This is a genomic window from Adlercreutzia muris (genome assembly GCF_008831045.1).
GTDB lineage: Bacteria > Actinomycetota > Coriobacteriia > Coriobacteriales > Eggerthellaceae > Adlercreutzia > Adlercreutzia muris.
Genome location: NZ_WAJS01000028.1, coordinates 1 through 16,306, shown reverse-complemented (window position 1 = coordinate 16,306; position 16,306 = coordinate 1). Strand labels below are relative to the sequence as shown.

The 16,306-nt window shown below is 68.3% G+C and carries 11 protein-coding genes; 7 read left to right on the top strand and 4 right to left on the bottom strand.

Annotated features, from left to right (window positions below; all coding sequences use genetic code 11):
* Positions 1 to 11 precede the first annotated feature (11 nt).
* From F8D48_RS08840 to F8D48_RS08815, 6 genes are all read left to right on the top strand, one after another.
* On the top strand, positions 12 to 488 hold the full coding sequence (locus F8D48_RS08840) for a helix-turn-helix domain-containing protein (protein WP_170272785.1): 477 nt from the start codon (positions 12 to 14) through the stop codon (positions 486 to 488).
* A 234-nt stretch (positions 489 to 722) separates the two neighbouring features.
* On the top strand, positions 723 to 2,402 hold the full coding sequence (ettA, locus tag F8D48_RS08835) for an energy-dependent translational throttle protein EttA (RefSeq protein ID WP_135970121.1): 1,680 nt from the start codon (positions 723 to 725) through the stop codon (positions 2,400 to 2,402).
* Positions 2,403 to 2,648: 246 nt separating this feature from the next.
* A complete protein-coding gene (locus tag F8D48_RS08830) occupies positions 2,649 to 3,254 on the top strand; it encodes an RNA polymerase sigma factor (RefSeq protein ID WP_240806292.1) in 606 nt (201 codons plus the stop codon).
* Entirely contained in the window at positions 3,251 to 4,372 is a 1,122-nt protein-coding gene (locus tag F8D48_RS08825; RefSeq protein ID WP_151431324.1) for a hypothetical protein, read from the top strand. The genes F8D48_RS08830 and F8D48_RS08825 overlap by 4 nt, the downstream gene beginning before the upstream one ends.
* Before the next feature lie 238 nt (positions 4,373 to 4,610).
* Positions 4,611 to 5,180 (top strand): helix-turn-helix domain-containing protein, encoded by a 570-nt coding sequence (locus tag F8D48_RS08820; protein WP_135970124.1) that lies wholly within the window; start codon positions 4,611 to 4,613, stop codon positions 5,178 to 5,180.
* A gap of 1 nt (position 5,181) precedes the next feature.
* Positions 5,182 to 5,964 (top strand): zeta toxin family protein, encoded by a 783-nt coding sequence (locus tag F8D48_RS08815; protein WP_151431322.1) that lies wholly within the window; start codon positions 5,182 to 5,184, stop codon positions 5,962 to 5,964.
* Positions 5,965 to 5,982: 18 nt separating this feature from the next.
* On the opposite strand, the gene F8D48_RS08810 is transcribed toward F8D48_RS08815, so the two are convergent.
* The 4 genes from F8D48_RS08810 to F8D48_RS08795 form a co-directional block, all read right to left on the bottom strand.
* The gene (locus F8D48_RS08810) at positions 5,983 to 7,527 is read right to left on the bottom strand and encodes a 4Fe-4S dicluster domain-containing protein (RefSeq protein WP_151431320.1); all 1,545 of its coding nucleotides are present in this window, start codon (positions 7,525 to 7,527) and stop codon (positions 5,983 to 5,985) included.
* Positions 7,528 to 7,537: 10 nt separating this feature from the next.
* Complete coding sequence (locus tag F8D48_RS08805; protein WP_151431318.1) at positions 7,538 to 10,750, bottom strand: molybdopterin-dependent oxidoreductase; 3,213 nt, start codon at positions 10,748 to 10,750, stop codon at positions 7,538 to 7,540.
* Positions 10,751 to 10,939: 189 nt separating this feature from the next.
* Positions 10,940 to 13,648 carry a formate dehydrogenase subunit alpha gene (gene fdhF, locus F8D48_RS08800; RefSeq protein ID WP_151431316.1) on the bottom strand — a complete coding sequence of 903 codons (2,709 nt, stop codon included), beginning with the start codon at positions 13,646 to 13,648 and terminating at the stop codon, positions 10,940 to 10,942.
* Entirely contained in the window at positions 13,641 to 15,476 is a 1,836-nt protein-coding gene (locus F8D48_RS08795; RefSeq protein WP_151431314.1) for an NAD(P)-binding protein, read from the bottom strand. Before F8D48_RS08795 ends, fdhF begins: the two co-directional genes overlap by 8 nt.
* Positions 15,477 to 15,836: 360 nt before the next feature.
* Here F8D48_RS08795 and F8D48_RS08790 point away from each other — a divergent pair.
* Positions 15,837 to 16,306: hypothetical protein (locus F8D48_RS08790; protein WP_151431312.1), on the top strand; the 470-nt coding region annotated here is incomplete at its 3' end.

The following is a 16,306-nucleotide window of genomic DNA, read 5'->3' as shown; positions in this document are numbered from 1 at the left end:
AAGGATTTGGAATGTTCCATAAGCTCATTTCCATCTATCCCCTCAGTAACTTTCGGCTCCTCGGTTTCTTCCCAGGACAAGAGGCGCGCCTCTACGACATGGGGAAACTCATTGAGGTGCATCCCGCCTTCGCGCCGCTGCGCAATGATGACCTTTTCCGAGATGTCCGCATCGATGCAGGCGGATATGGCATTTCGTGGAGCGACGAGATCGATCTGTCTTCGAGCGAGATTTACGAATGCGGCACTGCCCTCGACGTGGCGGCCATCGAAAAAGCAGCACTTTTGCGGGAAATAGTGGCAGCTCGCCAGGGAGCCGGCTTAAGCCAAAACGCCGTGGAAGAGGCTTCGGGCATTCGCCAGCCTGTTATAGCTCGCATGGAAACGGCGGCCACCAACCCACAGCTAGACACAATTCTGAGAGCCCTCGCCCCTCTTGGCAAAACCCTGGCTGTCGTCGATGTGAATGAGGAAGTTATTGCACTCTGATTGGAGTCGACGATCCTCGCCATAATGGCGCTGCGAACTTTTCGCCAAACGCGCCCGCTTCCCCTTCCTCGCATTTCGTGAGGACGGTGGCGCGGGGGCGAGCGTTCTGCGACAATACCCCTCATGCAAGAGAGTGGGGACGGCGGGCCGCGGCCAGTGGGACGCTGACGCAGTCCCGATGTGCGGCACCGGCAAAGCTCTCGCCGAGCCAGTAAGAAAGGCGGTTTTCACTTCATGGCAGAGTTCATCTACCAAATGTATCAGGCGCGCAAGGCCGTGGGCGACAAGGTCATCCTCGATGACGTCACCCTGTCGTTCTACCCCGGCGCGAAGATCGGCGTCGTGGGCCCCAACGGCATGGGCAAGTCTACCCTGCTGAAGGTGATGGCGGGGCTGGAAGAGGTGTCCAACGGCGACGCACGGCTCACGCCCGGCTACACCGTGGGCATCCTGCAGCAGGAGCCGCCGCTGGATGAGGACAAGACCGTCCTGGAGAACATCCAGATGGCCTTTGCCGACGTGCTGGCCAAGGTGGCCCGCTTCAACGAGATCGGCGAGGAGATGGCCGCACCGGACGCCGACTTCGACGCGCTCATGGACGAGATGGGCAAGCTCCAAGACGAGATCGATGCCGCCAACGGGTGGGATCTGGATTCCCAGCTCTCCCAGGCCATGGACGCGCTGCAGTGCCCCGACCCCAACGCGCCCGTGACCATCCTCTCGGGCGGCGAGCGCCGTCGCGTGGCCCTGTGCCGCCTGCTGCTGGAGGCCCCCGACCTGCTGCTTTTGGACGAGCCCACCAACCACCTGGATGCCGAAAGCGTGCTGTGGCTCGAGCAGTTCCTCAAGAACTATCCGGGCGCGGTGCTGGCCGTCACCCACGACCGCTACTTCCTCGACCACGTGGCCGAGTGGATCTGCGAGGTGGACCGCGGGCAGCTGTTCCCCTACAAGGGCAACTACTCCACCTACCTGGAAACCAAGGCCGCCCGCATCGCCGCCCAGGGCCAGGCCCAGGCGAAGCTGGCCCGTCGCATGGAGAAGGAGCTGGAATGGGTGCGCTCCTCCCCGAAGGCCCGTCAGGCCAAGTCCAAGGCCCGCCTGGCGAACTACGAGGCCATGGTGGCCGAGGCGGCCCGCGCCAAGAAGCTCGACTTCGCCGAGATTCAGATCCCCGTGGGCCCGCGCCTGGGTTCCAAGGTGCTCGTGGCGAAGAACCTGCACAAGGAGTTCGACGGCCGCGTGCTCATCGACGACTTGTCTTTCGAGCTGCCCCGCAACGGCATCGTGGGTGTGATCGGCCCCAACGGCGTGGGCAAGACCACCCTGTTCAAGACCATCGTGGGCCTGGAGCCCCTCACCAGCGGCGAGTTGGAGCTCGGCGAGACCGTGAAGATCTCCTACGTGGATCAGAACCGCGAGGGCATTGACCCGAACACGAAGCTGTGGGAAGTGGTGTCGGGCGGCACCGACTACATGATGGTCGGCGAGACCGAGATTCCCTCCCGTGCCTATGTGGCGGCCTTCGGCTTCAAGGGCGCCGACCAGCAGAAGCCCGCGGGCGTGCTGTCCGGCGGCGAGCGCAACCGCCTGAATCTGGCCCTCACCCTGAAGGAGGGCGGAAACCTCCTGCTTCTGGACGAGCCCACCAACGACCTGGACGTGGAGACGCTGTCCAGCCTGGAGGCGGCCCTGCTCGACTTCCCCGGCTGCTCGGTGGTCGTCAGCCACGACCGCATGTTCCTCGACCGCATCGCCACGCACATTCTGGCCTGGGAGGGCGATGACGAGAACCCCGGCCGCTGGCACTTCTTCGAGGGCAACTTCGAGAGCTACCAGGAAGATCGCGAGGCGCGCCTCGGCAAGGAGGCCGCCAAACCCCACCGCCTGCACCGCAAGCTTACCCGCGACTAAGCGGCACGCGGCCGGCGACGAGGCCCAGCCAGCCGCCGGCGCGCCACGGCAAGCGACAAGCGTCACTCTCTTCGGAAGCGGTCCCCACGGGGGCCGCTTTTCCGTTGCGGAGGACCTTTCGGAGGTGCTTTTTTTGGGGCCCCAGCGAGTTTTTCCCGAACGCCGTGACATTTTCCCCTCCCCGTTCGTATTGAAGGCAAGGAGGTAAGCATGCGAACACCCTTACATGGAAAGCAGGAGGCGAGCGTGGCGGAGCGGGCGCTGGCGCGGTGGGGAGACACGGTGTGGCGGGTGGCCCTCGGCCAAACGGGCTCCCGCGCCGATGCCGAGGATGTCTACCAGGACGTGTTCCTGAAGCTTCTCGACAAGCCGCGCGCCTTCGAGAGCGACGAACACCTGAAGGCATGGCTCATCCGGGTAACGGTGAACCAATCCCGCGACCGTCTCCGCGCCCGCACTCGGCACGCCACCGATTCGCTCGACGATCACCGCGAAGAGGCGGAGCGCAAACTGGCGCAAGCGGCGCCCCGAGGAGCAGGCGCGCCCAACGGCCCGGAAGACCGCTTCTCGGATCTGTGGGATACCGTGGGCCTTCTCCCCGAGGACCAGCGCACCGTCGTCAACCTCTTCTACGTCGAAGAGCTCAGCACGGCGGAAATCGCCCGCGCCCTGGCATGCACGCCCGGCGCGGTGCGCATGCGCCTGCACCGTGCCCGGGAGGCCCTGCGCGACCTGCTCGACGGCTCGAACGGCCGCGATCCGGCGCACAGCGGACTCCCGCACCGCACGTCGACCCCGCCGCGCGACGCCAACCTGCTCCGCCCCGACAGAGAAAAGGAGGCTCAGCTATGAGCAATGACCAACCGGCCAATCCCCGCCGCGACGATCTCGGAAACCGCCGGGAGCCCTCGGCGAAAGTGGACGACTTCCTCAAGCAGTACGCCTCGGCCGTCCGCGCCGAGCGGGTTCCGGCCACGGCCCAGGCGCGGCTGCAAGAGACCCTCGAAGCCCGCAGAGCAGTAAACGTGGAGCAAGCCCGGCGCGCGGAAGGCCCAGGCGCGAACGCCGAGGGACCGAGGGCGTTCAGCCCGCTGCGACGTCCCCGCCGCGCTGCCCGCTACGCCGTCGCCGCGGCGAGCGCCGCTGTTCTCATTTTGGCGGGCGCCGGGACCATCGCCCTGGGAGCCGGCGGCCCGCAAGGCGCCGACCCCGCCGCATCCCCAATCCAGCAGCAGGCAGACGGCGGCGCCGGCAAAGCGGCAGGCTCGCCGACGGGGAACTTCTTCGTGCTGAAGGCGTGGGCCGACGAGGCGGAGGAGGCGAACGTCCCCATCGCCTCAGGCGATCCCCTCGGCATCAACTGGCTCCACCCCGCCTTCGTGACCAGCTGGGAGAGCTGGCAGGGCGATCCCGTGTTCGGAGAGCTGCTGGCGCCCGGAGAGGCCCTGACCTACTTCAACTTCGATGCCCGGTGCGAGGGGTCGAACCTCGCCTCGGTCTCATACTGCATCGACAACGAGAACGCCTTCTTCGAGTACTTCGACTGGCAAGAAGTCGATCAGCTGACAGCGGCCGGAGAGGATCCGCAGCAGGTCGTCGAGCACGGCCCCTCGTTCACCCTCACCTACGGGGACGGCGGAACCGCCGCGACGGCCTTCACGCGCCTCTACGTCATCGCGCCCTATCCCGCCGAGTGCGACGCCGACCCCTATGCGGTCGAGGGCTACGCGGAGGCCGCACGGGTTCTCGACGGCTCGATCATCACGCTCACGGCCACCTTCGACGACGGTAGCACGCAGGAGCAGGCCTACCGCATCGCCATGGCTGCTGACTTCGAGGAAAAGTGCCCGGAGTTTCTGTCCGAGTACCTCGCGGCCTGGGACGTCGCGGGCCCGCAGGGAAAGGAAGCGGTTCTGGACGAGACGTCGGATGCCCCCAAGCTGTTCACCTTGGAGCCCATCGGCGAATAGGCTCGCCGGTCTCCGATAGCCCCCGGCGGCCCGCGCGCATTCGTGCAGGCCGCCGGTTTTTTTGAGGAGGGTACCGGCCTCGGGGAGCCTTGCTCTCTTCAGGCTATCGCGTATAATATACTATCTTTTGATTGCAAATTGAGGGCAATTTTACCCCCATATTATTATTTTTCTCGATCATTTTTCTTAAATTGATGATACAATCGGCTCAGATAAGCAATCGATAGATTGGAACATCATGAGCGAGCTTAACATGTCCCGGCAAATCAAGGAGATCCGCAAGCGCTACGGCCTCTCACAGCAGGCTTTCGCGCGCCTGCTCGGCATCGGCGAGGCCAGCATCACGCGCTACGAGAGCGGAATCGCCCCCACCAAGGCCAATGCCAACCTCATTCGCGCCGCCATGATCCCCGAGTTCATGGCCGGCTGCCTCGAACGCGACGGCGATGCGCTCACACCCAAGCAGCGCGCATCGGTCGAGAAGATCGTGTACGCGGAAATAACGTTCGACGAGGAGGGAGAGATCATGGACATGACCGACATCTACGAGCTTACCCTGCAGCAGGAGGTGCTCAACGAAACCGCATGGGACGTTATGGCGCAGATATCCCGTGCCCGGGCCGCAGCACGGGCCAACGGAGACAGCGCTCTCGCCATGGTCTACGACGACATCGAGCAACAGGTGGCCCGACTCGTTCCCGCTATTCTCTCCGAGAAGAGCGGGAACCGAGACTCCTTAGGCGAGATTCGCGGGCAGCTCATAGGCTTCCAGAAGCTGCTCGAAACCCAACTTGCAAAGGCGGCCTAATATGGATGATACCCTCGTCCATTTCAGCGAAGGGGAGTTCCTCGCAACTCTTGAAGAACTGCGGTGGAATCTCCTCAACGCCTACCGCCCCCATCTTGAATCACCGCCACAGGCTTATCTGCTCGGAGGGCAAAGCGGAGCTGGGAAGACAACGCTCCACAAGATCATTCGCGCCAACCACGACGGCAATATCATCAGCATAAACGGCGACGACTACCGCAAATTCCACCCACGCTTCCCCGAACTCCAAGCGACCTACGGGGACGAGGCGGTCGACTACACCGCGCCGTGGGCAGGTCGCATGACGGAAGCCCTCGTCGACACCCTTTCCGCCGTGGGCTACAACCTCATTATCGAGGGCACGCTGCGCACGGCCGAGGTGCCCATGAAGACGGCGGCGCTGCTACGCGGACGCGGCTACGGGGTATCCTTGGCACTTATGGCAGTAAAACCCGAGATCTCGCTGGTAAGCTGTCAGATACGCTATGAGGAGATGCGCATTCTGGGCACCACGCCCCGCGCCACCGATCCTGCGCACCACAACAAGATCATCGACCAGATCGTCGACAACCTCGCCGTGTTGGAGGAAAGCGAGCTGTTCGACGGCGTCTTTCTGTACAACCGAGCCCAAGAGCTCCTCTTCCCGTGCGAGGGAGCGGAAAAAAGCGCAAGCGACGCCCTGCGGGACATCCTCTTCGGCCCCTGGACCGCCGAAGAGGAGCGCCACTACCGCAAGCTGCAGAACAAGCTGGCCCGCCTCAAAGAGAAGGGGCCCTCGTTCTAGGGAACCAGGGCCCCCATCCTAAGAAGTCGGAAGCTCCCCGTCGGGGCTGGCTCCCTCAACGGTGCCCTCGCCGTCGGGACCGGCTCCCTCGATCGCGCCCTCGCCGTCGAGACTGGCCTTCTCGATCGCGTCCTCGCCGCCCTCGCCAGCATCCCCCTCTTCGGGAGAAACAGCTTTTTTCGCGAGGTGGTGGGCCACGATATCGGCGGCCAGCAGACGGCGGAAGTCCTCCACGTCGTAGAGCTCGCCGGTATCGCTGGCATCGTTGACGCGGGGGATCTCGCCGGTACCCCCGCCAATACAGGGAATCTCGCCCGTGTCGCCCTCGAGCGGGGAGACATCGCCCGCACCATCCTCAATGCGGGGGATCTCGCCCGTGTCGCCCTCCAAGGCGGAAGCGGCCGGCAGCGGGGCATCGGCGCCCAAAGCGCCCTCGGCGGCGCCAAGCTCGCCGCCGCCCGAAGCACCCTCGTCGGCGAAATCGTCGGGATAGCCGAAGTCATCCCCGGCGGAAAGCTCCGAGCCGTCGAAGGAGACGGGGACGAAATGGGGCTCCTCTCCCGCGGCTGCTGCTGCCGCGGCCGCTGCGGCAGCCGGCGAGGCGATGGCGGCGCGGGCCCGCAGGGCGTCGCGCTTGCGCACGGCCGCATCGAGGGCGCTCTCGGCGCCGCAGGCGTCATCGGCCGGCCCGTCGACGATCGAGCCGTCGCCGAGCTGTTCCCACATGGGCACGCCCGCGGCCCTATCGGCAGCCGCGCGCACGGCCTCGGAGCGCTCGCGGCGGGCCCGGTTCGCCTCGCAGGCGAGAGCCACGGTCGCGCCGACTCCCCCGGCGGCGAGCACCGCCACCGACACCGGGCCGGCCAGCTTCGCGCCGGCAACCCACGGCAACTCCTCGGCCGTGGAGAATGCCTCGTTCACATGGCCCGCAGCCCCGTGCTGGAGCACCTGGACAACCCCGTGACCGCCCTGCTCGCTCGCGCCGAGGATGCTGGCGGACGCGAAACCGCGCCCTTGCAGGGCCGCAACCCGATCCTGGGCCCGCGAGAGCACCTCCTCGCGGGGGCCGAACGTCAGGGCGTCCATCGGGCACGCGCCTACGCAGGCGGGGATGCCGTCGACGGCCACCTCCGCGGCGCAGCCGTCGCACAGGCACACCGGGCCCACCCCGCCCGAGCTGCGCGGAGCGCCGGTGGGGCACACCATGGCGCACAGGCCACAGCTCACGCAGCGGTCGGCCGCAGGGCCGACGAGCCGGCCCTCCTCGGAAAGCTCCAGGGCGCCGGTGGGGCACACCTGGCCGCAGGGAGCCTCGGCGCAGCGCACGCATCCGCGTCGGGCCGCCTCCCACACCAGCCCCGCCCCCTCCACCACACGTTCGGTGAGGGCGACGGACATCGGGCTCGCGCCGTCCAGATCGGCCAGACGCTCGTAGGCGTCGGCCGGCGCCTCGTTGCCCGCCTCCGGGGCCAAGGACAGCCCCCGGCGCTCCTTGCAGGCGACGACACACACCTGGCATCCCGTGCAGCGGCTGCCGTCGAACAGAATCGCCTTGTCTTCCATAGCTCCCCCTCTAGGCCTTCTCGATATCCACGAGGAACCCCTTGGCGTCGCGGCCGCCTCCGGCGGGGTTACCGGCAGCGGGCGCGAGCAGGTTCCAATAGCAGCCGGGCGCGGCGGAGGTGCCCTCGTCGCCGTTGGCGGCCGCGCGCGGGGCGGCTCCGTTCAGGCAGATGCAATGGGCCTCCACGTCCTCGCAGGGGAAGGGGGCCACGCGCGCCGTCACCAGCACGGGCGCCTCCAGAGAGCCGCGGTCGTTGAAGACGCGCACGCGGTCGCCCGTCGCCAGGCCGCGGATGCGGGCCAGGGCCTCGGACACCTCCACGAAGCACCCCGGCTCGAAGGCCGCCGCTGCTGCGACGAGCGCGCGCCGTTGGGCCGTCTGGCCCCGGCCGGTATTCACCACCGCACAGATGGGATGCGCCTCGCGGTCGGCCTCGATGTTGCGGTAATCCGGCGCCAATGCCTCCTGCACCGCCGCATCAACGCCCCCGGCACCATCGCCCTCCCCCGTCGGCGCCAGGGCGAGGGCGCGCGAGGCGGCGGCCATGAGCGTCGGTGCGGCATAGGAGCCGTTCAGACGGTTGTTCAGCGGCGCTTCCAAGGCCTCGTAGTGCTCGGGCAGGGCGCCGTCGCCCAAGCGGTCGCACGCCAGGAGGCCCACTTCCTCCCACACCCCCGGGAAGGCGCAGTTGTCCGGCTCGATCCAGCGGCCCTCGCGCAGGGCGGCGAAGTCGGGGGCGTCGGCGAGCACCCAGCTCTGGCCGTCCCAATGCAGAAGGTCTCGCCCCGCCGCCCAGGGCTGCCCCGCCAAGTTGGCGCTGGCCCGGTTGCCGCGCACGCGCACGTTGCCCGGCCAGGTAAAGCCCCACTGGGAGAACAGCCCCAGGCCGCTCTCGTCCGTCGCGTCCCGACGCCCCGCGGGCTGGCCGGAGGCGTCGCCGAGCGATGCCAGGGCGTTCCAGCAGCCGGCGAAGGAGGGCACCGCGCAGGCCGTCGACCCGTCGGCCCTCAAGCCGTCAGCGCCTTCCAAGAGCTTCACCGAGGCGGAGCCGAAGTCGGCCTCCTCGGTCAGGTACCCGTTGAGGGCCCAGGCCACGCGCTCGGGCACCACCGCGTCGTCGGCGACGTAGTCCCACTTCGCGTTCAGGATGGGCGCGCTCGCCATGCCGCCCTTCGTGTCGTAGAGGTTGTGCACGTGTCGCCACAGCTCGCCGATGATGTCGAGGGGGGCGCGGGCATCGCCGAAGGGCGCGAGAGCCACCTCGGCATGCTGCATCAGGCGCCCGCTCGCCCGCATCCCCGCCTTCTCCGGCCCGACGGCCGCCGGCAGCAGGTACACCGTCGTCCCGACGGACGCCGCATCGGCGCCGGGAGCGTTCCAGAAGGAGGGGGCGTCGCCCTCCAGGGCGTCCACGGCCACGAGCCATTCCAAATTGCCGAGCGCCTCGGCCCCGAAACCGCCAGGAGCTGCGGCCAGCAGGTCGGCGCTCCACGAGAAGCATCCGCGCACCGTGCCGTCGGCGATGGCCGCGAACAGCCCGTCCCCGTCGGCCGAGGCCCGCTTGGGAAGCCAGTCGTAGCCGTAGTCGTTGTCGTAGGCGGCCGCGTCGCCCCACCATTCCCGCAGCACCGAGACGATCCGCTTCGGATCCTGGGCGTGGGTGCCCGCCGAGGCCACCTGGGCCTCGAGCCACGCCTGCAGCGTCGGCTCGTCGGCGGTGGGCCAGGCCATGGAGCCGGGCAGCCGGTCGGGCCGCAGGCCCACAGCATCGGCCGCCGCCTCGCCGGCGCAGCCCCCGGCGTAGCAGATGCCGCCGCCGGGCACGCCCACGTTGCCGAGCAGCAGCTGGGCCATGCAGGCCGCGCGCGCCGCCTGGGCGCCCGTGCCGTGCTGGACGAGGCCCGCGCCGGCGATGATCTTCGCCGCGCCGTCGGCCGCGCTCGTGGCACCGAGGGCGGCGTACACCTCCTCCAGCGCTTCGCGGTCCACGCCGCACACCGCGCTCACGGTGTCCAGATCGTAGCGGCCGTAGAACGCCGTCATCTGAGTCCAGACGCACGAGGGGTGCTGCAGGGTGATGTCGCGCACCGGCTTCGGCGTGGAGGGGATGGCCCACACGGGAACGCCCTCGCCGCGCACCCAGGCAAACTCGCCCTCGTAGCGCATGTTCCACGTCTCCTCGCCATCGGTCTGCCACCCCCAGCTCGCCCGGTCGTAGGAGCCCGTGAACGGATCCCATCCGGAGAACTGGCCCGTCGCCGCATCGAAGCCGAAGTCGTCGGCCATGAGGTAGGAGGCGCTCGTGTAGTTCAGCACGTACTCAGGCTGCCAGAGGTCGTTGACCATGAGGTAGTTCACGAGGCCCCCGAAGAAGGCGATGTCGGTGCCGGGGCGGATGGCCAGGTGCGCATCGGCCATCTCGGCCGTGCGCGTGCGCAGCGGATCGACCACGATCCAGCGGGCCCCCGCCTCCCGCGCGCGCTCGATCCAGCGCAGCCACAGCGGCTGGGAGGCCGCGATGTCGGCGCCTACCGTGAGGATGACCTGCGACAGGGCCGCATCGCTGGCCAGCCCGTCGGGAACCTCCATGCCCAGCGTGGCGGCCGCCCCCTCGGCGAAGACGCGCTGGCCGCCGGCCGCCTCGCTGTCCAGGTTCACGACGCCCCAGCTGCGCAGGGCCTTCATGAGCAGGTACTGCTCCTCCACGAGCAGCTCGGCGCCGCCGAAGCTGCCGATGGCCTCAGTCCGCATGACGGGCACCTCGCCGTCGTATTCCACGAAGCTCTCGTCGCGGGTCTTCTTCACCAGCGACGCGATCTCGGAGAGAGCCATGTCCCACGAGATGTCCTCCCACGCGTCGGATCCCCCGCGGCGCACCCGGGGCGAGGCCAGCCGGCGCGGGTTGTCGACCACCTCCCCGCCCTCGGCGGCGCGCTCCCGGCGCGTCCCCAACATCTGCTGGCCCCGGGCGCACAGCCTGCCCTCGGACAGCGGGTTGGAGGGGTCGCCTGCCACGGCCACAGGTGCGCCGTCCTCGCAGGCGACGAGGGCCGTGCAGCCGAGCGGGCACCCCTCGCACACGGCGATGCGCTCGTCGACGGCGCCCTCGGCGTCCTCCCCCGCCGCCTCATCGTCGGCCCATGCCCTCCCGGGCGAGGCGACGGCCGCCGCGCCCGCCGCCGCGAGCCCGGCGGCGAGGAAGCTTCTCCGCGTAAGTTCCATAGGTAACGATCTCCTCGATTATGCTTGTTAACACCCAGTCTCTTTGGTTGCATTTTCACATATCGGTAACGAAAACGGCCCCCGGAACCATCTGTTCCAGGGGCCGCGGGGCCCATCCCCATAAATTGTCCACGTTCGAGGCTCCCAAACCGCCTTTGATGAGGTGGTTTGTCAGCTTCACGAACCTTGCTAGGCGCGGCTCACGGCCACGGCGCACACCTTGTACTCGGGCACCTTGCACACGTCGTCCAAAGCCGCGTTGGTGAGCCAGTTGGCGTTGCCGTCCTGGAAGTGGAAGGGCATCCACGTCTCGCCGGGCGAGGTCTTCGCCGACACGCGCGCCGTGGTGGTGATCTCGCCGCGGCGGCTCGTCACGCGCACCGCGTCGCCATCGGCCACGCCGAGGGCGGCCGCATCCGCGTCGTTCAGCTCGATAAACGAGCTGTCGCCGATGGCATTCAGGCCCTCGGTGCGGCTCGTCATGGCGCAGGCGTTGTAGTGGTGCAGCACGCGGCCGGTCATCAGCACGAAGGGGAACTCCTCGCAGGGCAGCTCGTCGGAAGCGCGATACTCCGCATCCGAGAACTTGCCGCGGCCCCGCGCAAAGCCGCCCACGTGCATGATGGGCGTGCCCGGCGAATCCGGCGTGGGGCAGGGCCACTGCAGCCCGCGCCCGGCCACCTCGGCGCCATCGAGGCGCGCGTGGCTGATGCCGCCGTAGCTGGGGGTGAGGCTCGCCACCTCGTCCATGATCTCGGCAGCGGTCAAGTGCGGCTGGGCGTAACCCATGCGGTTCATGATCTCGGTGAAGATCCAGGTGTCGGGACGGGTGCCCTCGATCTCCACCGCCGGGCGGATGCGCTGCACGCGCCGCTCGGTGTTGGTGAAGGTGCCCTCCTTCTCGGCGTAGCTGCGCCCGGGCAGCACCACGTCGGCCAGCGCGGCCGTCTCGGTGAGGAACAAGTCGTCCACCACGAGGAAGTCGAGCGAGCGCAGAGCCGACAGCACGTGGTTCGTGTCGGCGTCGGTGCGCACCGGATCCTCGCCGAAGATGAACAGGCCCCGGATGCGGCCGTCCTTCATGGCCCCGAAGCACTCGGTGGCCATGAAGCCGGGCTCGGTGGGCAGGCTCACGCCCCAGGCGTTCTCGAACTTCGCGCGCACCTCGGGGCTGGCCACCTTCTGGTAGCCGGGGAAGTCGGCCGGGGTGGCGCCCATATCGCAGGCGCCCTGCACGTTGTTCTGGCCGCGGATGGGGTTCACGCCGCAGCCGGGACGACCCAGCTTGCCGGCAACCAGGGCGATGTTGGAAAGCGACATGACGCCCTCGGTGCCCGTTGAGTGCTCGGTCACGCCGAGGCAGTAGATGATGGGAGCGGTATCGGCCCGACCGTACAGCTCGGCGGCCGCCACCAAGTCGTCGGCGTCGATGTGGCAGATCTCGGCCACCCGCTCCGGCGTGTAGCTCTCCACCATGGCCGCGAAGGCGTCGAAGCCCTCGGTGCGCTCCTCGATGAACGCCTTGTCGGCCAGGCCGGCGTGGATGAGCGCCCGGGCGAAGCCGTTGGCGAAGGCCACGTTGGTACCGGGACGCAGCTTCAGGTGGATGTCGGCGCGCTCGGCGATGCGGATGTCGCGCGGGTCCACCACGATGAGCTTGCTGCCGCGCTCCACGGCGGCGCGCACCTGCATGCCGATGACCGGATGGGCCTCCTCGATATTGGAGCCCACCATCATGATGACGTCCGGCGTATCGGTGATGTCGGCGATGGTGTTGGTCATGGCACCGGAGCCGAGCGTGATGGCCAGGCCCGCCACGGTGGGGGCGTGGCACACGCGGGCGCAGTTGTCCACGTTGTTGGTGCCGAAGGCGGCACGGGCCATCTTCTGCAGCAGGTAGATATCCTCGTTGGCCGAGCGCGAGCAGGCGAAGGCGGCCACGGAATCGGGACCGGTCTCGCCGATGATGCGCTTGAAGTTCTCGGCCACGTAATCGAGCGCCTCGTCCCAGCCGGCCGGCTCCAGCGCCCCAGTGGCGCGGTTGCGGATGAGGGGCGTGGTGAGGCGGTCGGGCGCCTGGACGAAGTCGAAGCTGCCCGAGCGGCCCTTCACGCAGAGGCGGCCGTGGTTGGAGGGCCCGTCGGCCGGGCGCGTGCCCACGATGCGGCCGTCTTTCACGAGCAGGTCGTACTGGCAACCCGTGGCGCAGTGGGGGCAAGTGGTGCGCACGGCGCTCACTTCCCAGGAACGATAGTCGGCGCGGCGCTTCTCCACGATGGCGCCGGTGGGGCAGGCCGCCGCGCAGCATCCGCAGCTCTCGCAACCCGTAGCGCGCCAGTCGGGCCCGAAGGGAGCCTCGATGGCGGCGCGCAGGCCCCGTTGGACCGTTTGCAGCGTGTGGTTGCGGGCCTGGTTGTTGCAGGCGCCCACGCAGCGCTGGCAGCCGATGCACAGCCGCGGGTCGAAACGCAGAAACGGGTTCGCGTCCCGCACCGGGGCGTTCTTCTCGGGGGCGGGAAAGCTCGGCGCGTCCACCCCCAGATCGCGGCAGAGGTCCTGCAGCTCGCAGTCGCCGTTCTTCAGGCAGCTGAAGCAGAAATTGGTGGAGTTCAGGCCATGGTTGGAAATGACCAGATCCAAAGCGAGGCGCCGGGCCTCGACAACCCGCGGGGTGTCGGTGCGCACGCGCATGGCCTCGGCCACGGGGGTCTTGCAGGCGGCCACCAGCTCCGGTGTGCCCTCCACCTCCACCACGCACACGCGGCACGAGCCCACGTTGCTCACGTCTTTCAGGTAGCACAGGGTGGGAATGGCGACGCCGGCCTCCCGGGCCGCCTCCACGATGGTGGTGCCCGCGGGCACGCTCACAGCGCGGCCGTCGATGATCAGGTTAGGCATACTGGATGCGACCCCCTTCCGCACTGCCGCAGCCGAACACGTCGCAGCGCAGGCAGCGACCGCACTCCTGGGCGGCCTCTTCGTCGGACATGGCAACTTCTGTGGCTGCGAAATCGCGGGCGCGTTCGCGGGCCGGGCGCTCGGCCACAGCCACGCGTCCCGTGGGCACACGGCGGTTCGGCACCGCACCGGGCGCCTCCACCCCGCAATCCAGAGTGTGGTTGTAGCCCAGGTAGGCATCGATATTGCGGGCCGCCACCTTGCCCGCGGCAATGGCGCGAATCACCGTGGCGGGGCCGGTCTGGCAATCGCCGCCGGCGAACACGTTGGTGAAGCCCTCGGCCACAAGGAAGTTGTCGGCCGTGAAGCGGCCGCGGTCGGCGGCCATGCCGAAGGCCTCGAAGGGATCGGAAACGATGTCCTGGCCGATGGCCACGAGCACCACGTCGGCGGCAATGACCGTCTCGGGCTTGTCGGCAGGAACGGGAGCGGGACGGCCGCCCTTCACCGGGCCCACCATCTGGGGCTGGGTGACAAGCGCCCGCACGGCGCCCTCCTCGTTCACGGCCAGGCCCGCCGGCGCCTGCAGGGGCCGCATCTCCACGCCCTCGGCGATGGCGGCCTCCACCTCGGCGGCCAGGGCCGTCATGTCCTCCAGGCGACGGCGGTACACCACCGTCACCTCGCCGCCGCAGCGCACGGCGGTGCGGGCGCAGTCCATGGCCACGTTGCCGCCGCCGACCACCACGACCGACTTGCCCGTGAAATCGGGAATCTCCCCCTCGCCGATGGCGCCGAGCAGCTCCACGGCCGAGAACACGCCTGCGGCCCCCTCGTTCTCCAACCGCAGGGCTTTGGCTCCGTGGGCGCCGATGGCCACGTACAGGGCGTCGAAGTCGGCGGCCAGGCGCTCCAGGGCCGCGGCATCTACCGCCTCGCCGGCATGCACGGTAATGTCGCCGGCCCGCAGGATGGCGGCGATGTCCTCATCCAAGCGCTCCCGCGGGAAGCGGTAGGAGGGAATGCCGAAGCGCATCATGCCGCCCAGCTGGGTGCGGCCCTCATACACGTGCACCTCATGGCCCATAAGGGCGGCGAAGTAGGCGCAGGTGAGCCCCGAGGGGCCCGCGCCCACCACGGCGATGCGGCGTCCCGTGGGCGGCAGGGCCTCGGGTACGGCCACCGTATCGGCGGCGGCCCCATCCACGGCGTAGCGCTTGATGCCGCGAATGTTCAGGGGCGCGTCCACGAGCATGCGCCGGCAGCGGGTCTCGCAGGGATGCTCGCACACGAAGGCGCAGGCCGTGGGAAACGGATTGTCCTTGCGAATCATGGCCACGGCACCGGCGCAATCCCCCGCCCCGGCCAGGGCGATGTAGCCGGGCACGTTCACATGGGCGGGGCAATCGGTCTCGCAGGGCACCGACTGGCCCACGCCGTCGGTGCAGCGGTGGCGCTGCACGTGGGAGGCGAACTCGTCGGCGAACTCGTCCAGGGCCGCAAGCACGGCCGCACCGGCCTCTGAACCGATGGCGCAATCGGAGCCGTCGCGGGCCAGCTCGGCCAGAGCGCGCAGGCGCTCCATATCCCCTTCCGTGGCACGGCACGCCAGCACCGAGCCCATAAGGGCCGCGGCCTCGCGCAACCCGTCGCGGCAGGGCACGCACTTGCCGCAGGTCTGGGCCGCGCTCGTCTCCAGCAGCGTGGCAGTCACCGCCACCGGGCACATCCCCGGGGGCGTGGCGGCCACCCGCCGCTCGAAACGATCGAGAAACGCCCGCAGCCGCCCGTCGTGGACGGCCCGCGCCTCGATAGAGAGTCGGTTCATAGGCTTCTCCCTCTTCTTGTTCAGGTTAGACATGCGCCAGTGTATCAGCCGGCGCACAGGCCCCGTGTTTCCGAATGGTTTCCCACCGACCAGCGGCGCAACCCGCAGGGCACGCCGAAAGACACGGAAGACACCGGGGCGATGTACCCTACGGGAACGCCCCCGCGCAGAGGCCGCCCCTGCTGAAATTGCGGAAAACCACCGCGCCATCCCCACAGCGAAACCCCCGGGAATCCACAACGCCCCGGCACTGACGCTTGTCAACAAACGGCCTACAGGACAATGATTAGCTTGCCGATCAAGGTTCTACGGCTATACTGTGTCCGTTGTCATTTTCGTCCCCAACCAAGGAGAACCGTCATGAACACCTCCCACGCCAAAGCCATCAAGGGCATGAGCATCGCCAACATCGTGCTCGCATCCCTCGGCATCATCGGCATCCTGATCGCTTGGGCCATGCTCGGCGTCGGTGGCGCCGCCATCAACGATTCCGGCTACGATTACTTCTACACCGACGAGGGCTACATCATCGAGATGAGCGATATCAACATGCTCCTCGGCATGCTCGGCGGCTTTATCTTCTGGGGCTTCGCCTGCCTGGTTCTCGTGCTCATCGCCGGCATCATGGGCGTGCGCGGCGCGAACAAGCCCGAGAAGCTGAAGAGCGTCATGGTGTGGAACATCGTGGGCGCCGTCGCCTCCTTCCTCGGTGCGGGCATCATCTCGCTCGTGCTGTGCATCGTGGTGGCCGTGTTCGCCAACAAGGACAAGAAGCTCTACGCCATGGCCTCCCCCTATGCTGCCCCCGTCTGCAACGCCCCCACCTACGG